The following is a 12,761-nucleotide window of genomic DNA, read 5'->3' as shown; positions in this document are numbered from 1 at the left end:
CCGAACATGACTGCCAGTTTTACCATCGCACTGGACGTGATGGGCGGCGATCACGGAGCGCCCGTCATCCTTCCGGCGGCGCGCCGCGCCCTCAAGGTGGCGGATGACTTTCGTCTGCTGCTGGTTGGCGACCAGGACGCCATCGAGTCCGGTCTGTCCGGATGGACCGCGGCCGAGCGCGAGCGGGTCGATATCGTGCATGCCAGCCAGGTGGTGGGCATGGACGAACTTCCGGCCGTGGCACTGCGCACCAAGCGCGATTCCTCGATGCGGGTCGCCATCGACCAGGTGAAGAACGGGGCCGCCCAGGCCTGCGTCTCCGCCGGCAACACCGGCGGGCTGATGGCCACCGCCCGCTACGTCCTGAAGACCCTGCCCGGAATCGATCGCCCGGCCATCGCCACGGCCCTGCCGTCGATGAACGGGCATACGCACATGCTGGACCTGGGCGCCAATGTCGATGTCGAGGCGGCGCACCTGTACCAGTTCGCGGTGATGGGCTCGGTGCTGGCGAATGCGGTGGACGGTCTCGAGGCCCCCCGGGTCGGGCTGCTCAACATCGGCTCCGAGGCGATCAAGGGCAACGACCGGGTGCGCGAGGCCGGCCGCATGCTGGAAGAGTCCAGCCTGAACTACATCGGCTTTGTCGAGGGCAACGACGTCTACTGCGGGGACGTGGACGTGGTGGTCTGCGATGGCTTCGTCGGCAACGTTGCGCTGAAGGTGAGCGAGGGCGTCGCCAAGATGATCTCCAGCAACATCAAGGGCGAGTTCCGCGCCTCGCTGTATTCGCGTCTGGCCGCCCTGTTCGCACTCCCCGTGCTGCGCCGGATTCGCCACCGCTTTGATCATCGCCGGTACAATGGCGCTTCGCTACTGGGCCTGCAGGGCGTGGTGATCAAGAGCCACGGCAGCGCCGACGAACTGGCGTTCGAGCACGCCATCCGGATCGCCCGCATCGAGGCGGAGGCGAACATCTCGCGGCGCATCGACAAGCAACTGGGCCAGCTCCTGGGGCAGGAGACAAGCGAGTGAAGCACGCGCGCATCAGTGGAACCGGCAGCTACCTGCCCGAACGCATCCTGACCAACGCCGAACTGGAGGCGATGGTCGACACCTCGGACGCCTGGATCCGCGAACGCACCGGTATCCGCGAGCGCCACATTGTCGCCGAGAACGAGGTGACCTCGGATCTCGCGCTGAAGGCGGCGGAACGCGCCCTCGACGCCGCCGGCATCCGGGCCGCCGATCTCGACATGATCCTGGTCGCCACCACCACCCCGGACCAGATCTTTCCCAGCACCGCGTGCATCCTGCAGGCCAAGCTGGGCGTAGGCGGCTGCCCGGCGTTCGACATCCAGGCGGTGTGCAGCGGTTTCGTATACGCCCTGGCGACCGCCGATCGCTTCATGCAGAGCGACGAGATCCGTCACGTGCTGGTCGTGGGGGCGGAGACCCTCTCGCGCATCACCGACTACACCGATCGTGGCAACTGTATCCTGTGGGGCGACGGCGCCGGCGCCGTGGTCCTGTCGCGCTCGCCCGACCCGGGCATCATCTCCACCCACCTGCATGCGGACGGCCACCACAAGGGCCTGCTCGAGGTCCCCGGCGGCGTCTCCCAGCCGAACGACAACCCCGACCTGGCATTCATCCGCATGGAGGGCCGGGCGGTGTTCCGGGTGGCCGTGAACACCCTGGACCAGATCGTCGACGAGACCCTGGAATACAACGGTATCGACAAGTCCGAGCTGGACTGGCTCGTGCCGCACCAGGCGAACATCCGCATCATCCAGGCCACCGCGAAGAAGCTGAACATGTCCATGGACAACGTGGTGGTCACCGTGGACCGCCACGGCAACACCTCGGCTGCTTCTATCCCGCTGGCCCTGGATACCGCGGTGCGCGACGGGCGGATCAAACGTGGCGATCTGATCCTGACCGAGGCCTTCGGCGGCGGCTTCACCTGGGGCTCCGCGCTGATCCGGATGTAGCACACGGGGTGCATCCGGGCGATTGCCACGGCCCCTGCGGGGCCTCGCAATGACAGGGTGGGAGAACGTCATCGCGAGGCGCGCAGCGCCGTTCGGCAGGCGCGGGCGCTGGCGGGGGCTTCGCCTGCGAGCAGGCTCCCACAGGGATGGACTCACGAGGCGATTCGTCAAAAGGGGAGTACTCGACGACATGGGGCGCGAAATCGAACGCAAGTTCCTGCTGGCCGGCGACGCCTGGCGCGCGCAAGTCGTGCGCTCGCAGTACATGCGCCAGGGCTACCTGTGCGGCAATGACCGCGCCTCCATCCGTGTGCGGGTGGACGAGGAGGGGGCCAACCTCAACATCAAGAGCGCGACCCTCGGCGTGGAGCGCGACGAATACCAGTACGACATCCCGGTGGACGAGGCCCACCGCCTGCTGGACACCCTGGCCGGGCCCCAGGTGGAAAAGACCCGCCACTGGGTGGACGTGGATGGCTGGGAGTACGAGATCGATGTGTTCGAGGGCGCCAACGCCGGCCTGATCGTTGCGGAGCTGGAACTGCCGAGCAGCGATGCCGAGTTCCCGCGCCCCGACTGGCTGGGCGAGGAGGTCTCCCACGACCCGCGTTACTACAACACCGAACTCGCGCGGAACCCCTACCGCGACTGGCCGGATGCCTCCTGAGTCACGCGAAATCTTCGCTGCGGACTGCCGGGCCTGTCCGCGCCTGGCGGCGTTTCTGGAGGACGTCCGGACGAAGCATCCCGAGTATCACGCCGCGCCGGTGCCGTCCTTCGGGCCGCTGGATGCGCGGCTGCTGATCGTCGGCCTGGCACCCGGCATGCACGGGGCCAATGCCACCGGGCGCCCGTTCACCGGCGACTATGCCGGGGTGTTGCTGTACCAGACGCTGCACGAACACGGCTTCGCCAGCGCAGCGGAGAGCACGAGCGCGGACGATGGCCTGGAGCTGATCGACTGCCGCATCACCAATGCGGTGAAATGCCTGCCGCCGCAGAACAAGCCAACCACCGAAGAGATCCGTACCTGCAACGGCTTCCTCGCGGCCGAGATGACGGCCATGCAGCCACGAGTGATCCTGGCGCTGGGCAAGATCGCCCACGACGCCATCCTGCGGGCCAGGGGCCTGCCGCTGTCCAGCCTGCGCTTCGCCCACGGCGCCGAGCACGAACTGGACGCGCACACCCGCCTGGTCGACTCCTATCACTGCTCGCGCTACAACACGCAGACCCGCCGCCTGACCCCTGCGATGTTTAACGAGCTCTTCGCCCGGGTCCGCAACCACCTCGGTTAGCGCCCTGGCCCGGAAGGCCCGAATCCCGGTGCCTCAGGGCCTGTGTCCGGGGTGTCCATGGAGATCGCCACGCGCCTGCGGCGCTCGCGATGACGAACTTCTTTCCTCGTCATTGCGAGGCCCCGAACGGGCCGTGGCAATCGGGGGACCATGGCTCGGTCCGAGGCCTGGAACGTCAGGCGTGCGCAGACCATGCTCGACCCGAGAGGGATGGTTTCCCGCTTGTGCGAGGGCATAGGGCAGGCGGGGGCTATGCCGGGAGGCCGGGCAGTTCCGGTATCCTGACGCGATCATGAGTACCCCCGAGACCGGATTCGATCACAAGGCCTTTCTGCAGACCCTGACGCAGTCGCCCGGCGTGTATCAGATGCTGGATGCGTCGGGGTCCGTGCTGTATGTCGGCAAGGCGCGAAACCTGAAGAGTCGGGTGGCCAGCTACTTCCGCGGCAGCGACGACCGCGGTCCGCGCATCCGCTCGATGGTGCGCCAGATCGCGGATATCCGCGTGGCGGTGACGCACACCGAGGCCGAGGCGCTGCTGCTGGAGGCCAACCTGATCAAGCGTCACCGGCCGCGTTACAACGTGCTGCTGCGCGACGACAAGAGCTACCCCTACATCTACGTCTCGAACCAGGAATACCCCCGGCTCGGATTCCACCGCGGCGCGCGCAAGAAGGGCGTTCGCTATTTCGGTCCGTACCCCTCCGCCGGGGCCGTGCGCGAGAGCCTGGCGCTGCTGCAGAAGCTGTTCCAGGTTCGCCAGTGCGAGGACAGCGTGTTTGCGCATCGCTCCCGCCCGTGCCTGCAGTACCAGATCGGGCGCTGTACCGCGCCCTGTGTCGGTTACATCGAGCCGGAGGACTACGCCCGCGACGTCGAGGCCTCGGTGAAGTTCCTCGAGGGCAAGAGCGAGGCCGTGATCGAGGAACTGATGGAACGTATGGAGGCGGCGTCCGTGCGTCTGGACTTCGAGCATGCCGCGCGCCTGCGCGACCAGATCGCGCGGCTGCGCCAGATCTCCGAGCAGCAGTTCGTCTCCGGCGGCGAGGGCGATGCCGACGTGTTCGCGCTGGCGCAGGAGGCGGGGGCCTGCGCGGTGGAGATCTTCTTCGTGCGCAATGGTCAGAACCTCGGCAACAGCGAGCTATTCCCCAATGTGCCGGAGGCCACCGAGACCGACGAGATCATGGCCGCGGTCCTGGCGCAGTACTACGCGGAACGCGAACCTCCGGCGCGCATCCTGCTGTCGCACGAGCCGCAGGGCGCGGAGGCGCTGGAGGCCTTTCTGGCGGAGCGTCGCGGCGGGAAGGTCGCGCTGGCATGGTCGCTGCGCGGTGACCGCGCCCGCTGGCTGGACATGGCCCGCCGCAACGCCGAGCAGGCCCTGAAGACCCGCATCGCGAGCCAGGCCGGCCAGACGGCACGTCTAGACGCGCTGACCGCAGAGCTGGGCCTGGAAGAGACACCCAAGCGCATGGAGTGCTTCGACATCTCGCATACGGGAGGCGAGGGCACGGTGGCGTCCTGCGTGGTGTTCGGGCCGGAGGGGCCGATCAAGTCGGATTATCGCCGCTTCAACATCGAGGGCATCGAGCCGGGCGACGACTACGCGGCCATGCACCAGGCGCTCGGCCGGCGTTTCGCGCGCCTGAAAAAGGGCGAGGGGCAGGAACCGGATATCCTGTTCATCGACGGCGGCAAGGGCCAGGTGACGCAGGCGCTGAATGTGCTGGCGGATCTCGGGCTGGACCACATCAAGGTGGTGGGCGTGGCCAAGGGCGAGGAGCGTAAGCCGGGGATGGAAACCCTGATATTGAGCGGGGTCGAGGCGCCCTCTATACTCCCCGCGCATTCGGGTGCACTGCATCTGATCCAGCAGATCCGCGACGAGGCGCACCGGTTCGCGATCACCGGGCACCGCGCCCGCCGCGCGAAGGCGCGCAAGGAATCGACCCTGGAGGCGATCCCGGGCCTGGGTCCGAAGCGGCGCAGCGCGCTGCTTAAGCACTTCGGCGGCCTGCGCGGGGTCAGCCGGGCCGGGGTCGAGGAACTGACCAAGGTGCCAGGGATCCATCGACGCCTCGCGCAGTCGATCTACGACCAGTTTCACGAGAGTTGAGGCACTGCCATGTTCCCCCAACTGCCCACCTGGCTGACCTGGTCGCGGATCGTAATGATCCCCTTGCTGGTGGCGGCGTTCTACGGCCTGTCGATGCCGCTGGCCGGCATCGTGGCGGCCGTGATCTTTGCACTGGCCGGCGTCACCGACTGGCTGGACGGCTACCTCGCCCGGCGCTGGGAGGTGACCAGCCGATTCGGGGCCTTCCTCGACCCGGTGGCAGACAAGCTGATCGTGGCCGCGGCCCTGGTGCTGGTGGTGGACCACAACCCGGGGCTGGGCCTCGCCCTGGCGGCGATCGTGATCATCGGGCGCGAGATCGCGATCTCCGCGCTGCGCGAATGGATGGCGGAGATCGGCGGTAGCGCGAAGGTCGCGGTGTCCTGGGTGGGCAAGGTCAAGACCACCGCACAGATGGTGGCGATCTTCCTGCTGCTGTGGGCCGAGCCCATCGTCGGTCTGCCCACCTTCCTGATCGGCGAGTGGCTGCTTTACCTGGCGGCAGCGCTCACGCTGGTGTCGATGGTCCAGTACATGCTGGCCGCCGCGCGCAACCGCTGACCCGGGGTGCCGCTTTCGTCGCCGGATGGTCCCGGCGCGACGGGCAGACATCGAGGGCGTTCCGCTTGCCGGGGTTCGGCGATACACTGCCCTGATCGACCACGTGTCGCCCGCGGGACCGCCCATGCTTGGCCCCCAGCTTGATCTCGACAACATCCAGACCCTGGAGGCCCTTCAGGGTTTGCTGCCCGGGTTCGTGTACCAGCTGCGCATGCGCCCCGACGGGCATCTCGACTACCCCTACGTGGGCGAGATGGTGGAGCGCTGGTTCGGGGTAGACCGCGAGGCGCTGAAGACCGATGGGGCGCCTCTGCTGGACTGCATTCATCCCGAAGACCGGGACTGGGTGATGCGTTCCACGATGGATTCGGTGGAGCAGGCGGAGCCGTGGAGCATGGAGTTTCGCATGCAGTGCCACGGCGGTGGGGTGATCTGGCTGTCTGCCTACGACACCGCGCGCCGCCTCCAGGACGGCACTGTTGTCTGGACCGGCTTTGCCACCGACGTGACCGAACGCAAGGAGCTGGAGGCGTCGCTGCGCCAGAGCGAGGCCAAGTTCCGCGCTTTCGTCGAGACGGCCAGCGATGTGATCTATTCGCTGCGGCCGGATGGCGTGCTGACCTACGTCTCGCCCAACTGGACCGAGAACCTCGGCTATCCGATCAGCGCCGCGATTGACCACGCGATCGACGAGTATGTCGCCCCGGAGGATCTGCCCGGCTGCTACGCCTTTCTCGACCGGATTGCGCGCACGGGCCAGAAGGCGGGCGGTATCGAATACCGCATTCGCCACCAGGACGGCCACTACCGCTGGCACACCAGCAACGTCTCCCCCGTGCTGGATCAAGACGGGCGGGTTACGGAGTTCCTCGGTATCGCCCGGGATATCACCGAGCGCAAGGCGACCGAAGAGCAGATGCAGCGCCTGGCCCACTACGACCCCCTCACCGCTCTGCCCAATCGCACCCTGTTCTACCAGATCCTCGACCACGAGCTGACGGGCGCCCGCCGCGAGGGACAACAGGTGGCACTGATGTTCGTGGACCTGGACGAGTTCAAGCCGGTCAATGACCGGCATGGGCACGCGGTGGGCGATCTGCTGCTGCGTCAGGTCGCACAGCGCCTGTCGGGCGCCATTCGCGATAGCGACGTCGCGGCGCGGATCGCGGGTGACGAGTTCGTGGTGATGTTGCCGCGCTTCCACTCGGTGGAGGAGAGCCGGGCGCATGCCGCCGTGATCGGCGAGAAAGTCCGCGCGGCGCTGGCCGCCCCGTTCGACTGCGACGGGGTCGAGGTGTTTATCTCGTGCAGTATCGGGATTGCCCTGTTCCCGCTGGATGCAGCGGATGGCCCGGCGCTGTCACGGGCGGCCGATGCCGCGATGTACGTGGCCAAGAACGCCGGGCGCAATCAGGTGGTCGTATTCGACCGTGCGGTGCACGGCGCGGATGCGATCGGCTATCGCGGGTATTGACCTACCCGGAATCTGCGGTAGAATACGCGCCGTTAACGAAGAGCGGGAATAGCTCAGCTGGTAGAGCACAACCTTGCCAAGGTTGGGGTCGCGAGTTCGAATCTCGTTTCCCGCTCCAACAGATTCCTGAAACCCCGGTTCCGCCGGGGTTTTCTGTTTCGGCCCACGTAGATGCCAGGGCGTCTTCCGGGCCGGAACCCACCCGATCAAGGCTGGGTGGCAGAGTGGTTATGCAGCGGACTGCAAATCCGTGTACGCCGGTTCGATTCCGACCCCAGCCTCCATCATTGTCGTACGCGTGACGGGCCGCCCCTTGGGGCGGCCTTTTTCGTTGGCGCCATTGCCCTTGGCGGTGCAGGTCGGCATGCTCGGGCGCGAAGGGGTCTATGGCGGCTGCGGCCGGCAACCATGGGCGCGTGGCGCGTCATCAGGGAACATTCCATGCAGGTAGAGGCGACCGACAGTGTGGGGGTGGATGCGGACCGGCTTCAGAACTGGAAGCGTCTGGTCTATCTCGTGGCGCTGGCGGCAGGGGTCGCGATCTTCCTGCTCAGCTGGGTGATTCGCACACCCGGCGATCCCTTCCTTGCCTACCTGTATCCGCTTTTCGCGGGCGTCCTGGTGGTGCTGTTTCTGGCGGTGTGGCGGGCGCCGCAGGCCCTGCCGCGGCTCGAGGGATGGATGCTCGGGCTGGTGGCGTCGATGATCCTGAGCCGTCTCGCATGGCATTTTCACGCCGGCGGGTCACTGGAGGAGCACTTGCTCGTCCTGGCCGGCGGGCATTACTGGGCCGTGGGCATCGTGATCCTGGCGGCCTTCGTCATGCTCGAACATCGCCGGGGCCTCTGGGCGGGGCTGGCCATTCTCGCGATCGCGACGCTGATCGCGGTCACCGGTGTCGCCGGCGAGTGGCTGCGCGGCGAGCTCTCGCGCGAGGCGATTGTTTACCTGCTGCGGATCCACCTCTTTCTCGCCATCTTGCTGGCACTGGCCAGTGTCGCGACCTCCATGCGCGATACGGTCAAGGACGCCCTGGTGCGCAGTGAAGCGCTGGAGCAGGCCGCCCGCACCGACCCCCTGACCGGCCTGGCCAACCGGCGAGCGGCGGAATCCACGCTTCAGCGTCAGGCGGCCTCGGTTCGGCGCTACGGGCTGCCGGTCAGCGTGATCGGCATGGATATCGATCACTTCAAGGCCGTGAACGATACCCATGGCCACGCGATGGGCGACGCCGTGATCGCCGGGGTTGCGCGGCTTCTGCGGGATTCGGTGCGCGAGCCGGACTTCGTCGCCCGCTGGGGTGGTGAGGAGTTCCTGATCGTCGCGCCGGAGATCGCGGGGGAGCCGAGCGTGCAGCTGGCGGAACGCTGCCGTCAGGCGATCGCGGAAAGACCCATCGCCGGAGTGCCGGTCACGGCTTCGTTCGGCGTAACCACCTTCGGTCCGCAGGACAGCCTGGACAGCGTGCTGCGGCGTGCCGACGACATGATGTACCGTGCCAAGCAGGAGGGCCGTGACCGGGTCTTTTACAGCCCGGAGGACAGCGCTTAGGCGAGCCGTTCGGGGGCGGACCTCCGGGTGGGGAAGGTCGACGGACATGTTGAGGGCGGTCCCGGAGACATGGGGCCGTGCCCGGATCGACCAGGGATGGGTCACGATGTGCTTGCGGTTCTGTCTGGAATGAATCCCTTCATGTGGGGCGTAGGCTTCGGGACCCCTGGGGGCGGCCGCCAACGGCTGGGCTCGGATTGCAACACGGTGGCACGCATCGGCGGGCGGAGCATGGCACTATGCGTGCATCGGGCCTGTCGAGAGAGTGTGGTGAGCGCCAAGGATTGTCCCCAATCGTCCCGAGTCGGGTGTCGCCTGAGGGCGCTGGAAGTGCTGCTTTCTCCCGGCCACGTCTTGTCGCTTGCCGGCCTCCTGGTTGCCTTCTGGGTGTCGCCCGCCGTGGCCGATACCCCGCAATTGCGCGTGGGCGTGTACGACAACGCGCCGAAAATCAGCGTGGACGAACACGGAGAGGCCGATGGCCTCTTTGTGCGCCTGCTGAATTCCATTGCGCGGCGCGAGCACTGGCAGATCGAGTATGTTCCCTGTGAATGGGCGCAATGCCTGCTGGATCTGCGCGAGGGTCGTCTGGACCTGATGCCGGACGTCGCCCTGACCGAGGTGCGCGAGGAATTCCTGGAGTTTCATCAGATCCCCGTGGTCCAGGGGTGGAGCCAGGTGTATGCCTTCCCGCAGTCCGGGTTCAGCAGCTTTGAGGCGCTCGGTTCGCGGCGGATCGCGGTCCTGGAAGGCTCCGTTCAGGAAAGCCATCTGCGCCGGCAGCAGATCCGCGATCCGAACGTCCAGTACGAGGTGATCACCTTCAGCAACCTGCCGGCGGTCCTCGGGGCGGTGCTGGAAGGCGAGGCCGAGGCGGCCGTGAGCAACAACTTCTATGGTCGCCAGCATGCGCGGGCCCATGGTCTGGTGGAGACGCCGATCACGTTCGGCCAGGTGGGGCTTTATTACGCGGCGACACCGGGTGCCCATGACGAACGGCTGGCCGTCATCGACGCCTATCTCGAGCAATGGAAGCCGCTGGCGGATTCGCCTTACCAGGAGGCCCTTGCGGCCACTTTGCTGGCGGACGACGTGCCAGGACTGCCGGGTTGGGTGAAGTGGGTGCTGCTTGCCGCGCTGGGCCTGGTGCTGCTGCTGGCACTGGTCGGTCTCGCGTTGCGCTGGCAGGTCCGTCTGCGTACCCGGCAGTTGGGGGCGGCCAACCAGCGCCTGGAGCACGTGCTGGACAGTGGGCCCACCGTGATCTATCAGCTGGCCGCCCCCAGCTTCCACCCCCTCTGGGTGAGTTCCAACCTCCAGCGCCTGTTCGGAATCGATCCGGCCACCGCCATGCGCCCCGGCTGGTGGGAGCAGCAACTGCATCCCGAGGATCGCGCTGGCGCCCTGCACGAAAATCTGCGGTTGCTGGAAGACGGGGAGATGGTGCGTGAGTTCCGCCTGTTTGATGGCTGGGGCAAGCTGCGCCATGTGCGGGACGAGATGCGTCTGGTGCCGGGAAGTGCGGGTCGGGGTGACCAGGAGATTGTGGGCAGCTGGACGGATCTGACCGACAGCATCGAGCAGAAGGAGCAGCTGCGCCAGATTTCACACTTCGATGCGCGGACGGGGCTGCCCAATCGGACCCTGCTGCAGGACCGCCTGGGCCATGCAGTGGAACGCGCGATGGCGGATGGCGAGACGCGCTGGATTGTCCTAATGGACCTGGACCGCTTCCGCAACGTGAACGAGACCCTGGGGACCGCAGCAGGGGATACCGTGCTGCAGGGGATCGCCCAGCGCCTGGGCCAGACGCTCTCGCCGCAGGACACGATCGCGCGCATCGGGGCGGACGAGTTCTGTCTGATCATCGAAGGCCCGGACGAAGGCGAGCTGGAGACCTTTATGCAGGGCCTTCTTGATACCCTGCGGGCGCCCTTCGACACCGCGGGCCGGACGCTGGTGCTCACGGTGAGCGCGGGCGTGGCGAGTTTCCCGGACGACGGACAGACACGCGAAGAGCTCCTCACTGCGGCCGAGCTGGCCATGCAGTCCGCCCGCGCCCGTGGTGGCGACGGCTGGTGCGCCTATGCCCCGGAGATGGGTGCCCTGACCGAGCGGCGACTGTTCCTGGAGAATGACCTGCGTCAGGCGATCGCCAACGAAGAGTTCGTGCTCCACTTTCAGCCGCAGTTCGACCTCTCCAGTGGCGAATGTATAGGGGTGGAGAGCCTGGTGCGCTGGAACCATCCGCGGCGAGGGATGGTGTCCCCGGCGGAGTTCATTCCCCTGGCGGAAGAGACCGGGCTGATCGTCTCGATCGACCGATGGGTGCTGGAGGCCGCCTGTCGTCAGCTTGCGGCCTGGGATGCGGCGGGCCAGAACGTTCCGATGATCGCCGTGAACCTCTCGGCCCGCGAACTCCACGACGAGCAGCTGGTCGTCACCGTGCGCGAGACGCTGGAACGCTACGGCATCGCACCCGAGCGCCTGGAAGTCGAGCTGACCGAGACCATGATCATGGAAGACCCGGAACGTGCGCTGGCGATCCTGCGCCACCTGGACAACCTGGGCGTACGCCTGGCCATGGACGACTTCGGCTCCGGTTATTCCAATCTCGCGCACTTGCGCCGCTTGCCACTTCACCGCCTGAAGGTCGACCAGTCGCTGGTACGTGACATCGGCCACTCCCACCACAACGAATCCATCATCCGCGCCATCATCGCACTGGCCGAAGCCCTGGAACTGGACCTGATCGCCGAGGGCGTCGAGGAAGAACCGCAACGTGCCTTCCTATTGGAGGAAGGCTGCGCCAGCGGCCAGGGCTTCCTGCTGGGGCGCCCGACCCCCGCCGATCAAGTGTTCCGGGACTGACGAGCGGCGTTCTCCCCGCGGTCAGGGTATTGAGCCTTTCACCCGATCCCCGCAACGACCCGCCATCTCTGTAGGAGCGGCCTCGGCCGCGAAGCTCCTGCCAGAGTTGTCCCTGTTCGGAGCCTTGGGCTGCATCGCCGTCTCTGGTTGAGAACGGCATTCAAAGTGGCTTTCCCGCAGTGGGCTTCTTCGCAAAGTGGATGTCCTCCAAATTTGCATTCCAGATTCGATCTCTCGAGATTAGGCCTGCACCCGAAAAGTCGGTGTGGTTCCAGATCGGCCCAAAAATATTCCATGGAAAACTACCGTTCATCAGTCAAAAACGACCGTTCATTAATTCATGGCCCGTGTGACTGGAAATCGAGACGGGTTCTGTTAGCGTGGTGCCTCGGGGCAGGGAAGCCCCAAAAGGGTCGTCCAGGAAGGGAATCCGGGCGGCCCTTTCTGTTTCCGGGGCTTGGGCATTCTCGACCCCAATCCTGGCATTTCAGTAGTGCTGCAAGACAGGCTAGGTCTCCCGGCGATTATCCCGGCTCTTCGCTTCTCTCCGGCCGGGATGACACGGCAGGGGCAAGGAGCACGAATGGTGGCGCTTCGGCAAAGACCCGGATCAGGGTCGCCCTCGGCGGGCCAAGCGGTGGCGCTGAGTGGCCGAGGCACTTTGCGGCGCCGATTGCATCCGACGCTTCGCGCCCGACGAACTGTGGGAGCCTGCTCGCAGGCGAAGCCCCCGCCCGCGCCGGACCTGCCCAAAACTGCCGGGTGCACCAGCGAATCCAGCCTCTGGCAATAAAATGCCCGACCGCGCGTCGGTGCTCGGGGAATCGAAATTAAACTTGTCCCCCCTTGCCATTTGGACGAATTGGGCCCAGCAACAAAGCGCGTGTCCTGAG

Annotated in this window: 9 protein-coding genes and 2 tRNA genes; all 11 read left to right on the top strand. The window is 66.4% G+C overall.

Annotated features, from left to right (window positions below; all coding sequences use genetic code 11):
• Positions 1-6: 6 nt before the first annotated feature.
• The 11 genes from plsX (at position 7) to F572_RS0113950 (ending at position 11,868) form a co-directional block, all read left to right on the top strand.
• Positions 7-1,035, top strand: a complete 1,029-nt coding sequence (plsX, locus tag F572_RS0114000) for a phosphate acyltransferase PlsX (protein WP_017942093.1) — start codon at positions 7-9, stop codon at positions 1,033-1,035.
• Positions 1,032-1,994 carry a beta-ketoacyl-ACP synthase III gene (locus tag F572_RS0113995; RefSeq protein WP_017942092.1) on the top strand — a complete coding sequence of 321 codons (963 nt, stop codon included), beginning with the start codon at positions 1,032-1,034 and terminating at the stop codon, positions 1,992-1,994. The genes plsX and F572_RS0113995 overlap by 4 nt, the downstream gene beginning before the upstream one ends.
• 190 nt (positions 1,995-2,184) lie before the next feature.
• On the top strand, positions 2,185-2,661 hold the full coding sequence (locus F572_RS0113990; protein WP_017942091.1) for a CYTH domain-containing protein: 477 nt from the start codon (positions 2,185-2,187) through the stop codon (positions 2,659-2,661).
• Complete coding sequence (locus F572_RS0113985; protein WP_017942090.1) at positions 2,651-3,292, top strand: uracil-DNA glycosylase; 642 nt, start codon at positions 2,651-2,653, stop codon at positions 3,290-3,292. The genes F572_RS0113990 and F572_RS0113985 overlap by 11 nt, the downstream gene beginning before the upstream one ends.
• Positions 3,293-3,584: 292 nt before the next feature.
• On the top strand, positions 3,585-5,411 hold the full coding sequence (gene uvrC / locus F572_RS0113980; RefSeq protein ID WP_017942089.1) for an excinuclease ABC subunit UvrC: 1,827 nt from the start codon (positions 3,585-3,587) through the stop codon (positions 5,409-5,411).
• 9 nt (positions 5,412-5,420) lie between these two features.
• The gene (gene pgsA, locus F572_RS0113975; protein ID WP_017942088.1) at positions 5,421-5,972 is read left to right on the top strand and encodes a CDP-diacylglycerol--glycerol-3-phosphate 3-phosphatidyltransferase; all 552 of its coding nucleotides are present in this window, start codon (positions 5,421-5,423) and stop codon (positions 5,970-5,972) included.
• 124 nt (positions 5,973-6,096) lie between these two features.
• Positions 6,097-7,446: a diguanylate cyclase domain-containing protein gene (locus F572_RS0113970; protein ID WP_017942087.1), complete on the top strand. Its 1,350-nt coding sequence runs from the start codon at positions 6,097-6,099 to the stop codon at positions 7,444-7,446.
• A gap of 42 nt (positions 7,447-7,488) precedes the next feature.
• Positions 7,489-7,564: transfer RNA gene (locus F572_RS0113965), tRNA-Gly, on the top strand.
• Positions 7,565-7,656: 92 nt separating this feature from the next.
• Positions 7,657-7,730: transfer RNA gene (locus tag F572_RS0113960), tRNA-Cys, on the top strand.
• Between the two features lie 157 nt (positions 7,731-7,887).
• Complete coding sequence (locus F572_RS0113955; protein ID WP_017942086.1) at positions 7,888-8,997, top strand: GGDEF domain-containing protein; 1,110 nt, start codon at positions 7,888-7,890, stop codon at positions 8,995-8,997.
• A gap of 423 nt (positions 8,998-9,420) precedes the next feature.
• Positions 9,421-11,868 (top strand): EAL domain-containing protein, encoded by a 2,448-nt coding sequence (locus F572_RS0113950; protein WP_196794003.1) that lies wholly within the window; start codon positions 9,421-9,423, stop codon positions 11,866-11,868.
• Positions 11,869-12,761 lie beyond the last annotated feature (893 nt).

It is taken from the genome of Thioalkalivibrio sp. ALE14 (assembly GCF_000376845.1).
In the GTDB taxonomy this organism is placed as follows: Bacteria; Pseudomonadota; Gammaproteobacteria; order Ectothiorhodospirales; family Ectothiorhodospiraceae; genus Thioalkalivibrio.
Note: the sequence above shows the minus strand (reverse complement) of the source record. Positions and strands in the feature narration are given on the sequence as shown.

Bases quoted from the DNA above. Each gene is read 5' to 3' on its own strand.
- plsX (WP_017942093.1), top strand. From the start codon at position 7: ATGACTGCCAGTTTTACCATCGCACTGGACGTGATGGGCGGCGATCAC.
- F572_RS0113990 (WP_017942091.1), top strand. From the start codon at position 2,185: ATGGGGCGCGAAATCGAACGCAAGTTCCTGCTGGCCGGCGACGCCTGG.
- F572_RS0113985 (WP_017942090.1), top strand. From the start codon at position 2,651: ATGCCTCCTGAGTCACGCGAAATCTTCGCTGCGGACTGCCGGGCCTGT.
- uvrC (WP_017942089.1), top strand. From the start codon at position 3,585: ATGAGTACCCCCGAGACCGGATTCGATCACAAGGCCTTTCTGCAGACC.
- pgsA (WP_017942088.1), top strand. From the start codon at position 5,421: ATGTTCCCCCAACTGCCCACCTGGCTGACCTGGTCGCGGATCGTAATG.
- F572_RS0113970 (WP_017942087.1), top strand. From the start codon at position 6,097: ATGCTTGGCCCCCAGCTTGATCTCGACAACATCCAGACCCTGGAGGCC.
- F572_RS0113955 (WP_017942086.1), top strand. From the start codon at position 7,888: ATGCAGGTAGAGGCGACCGACAGTGTGGGGGTGGATGCGGACCGGCTT.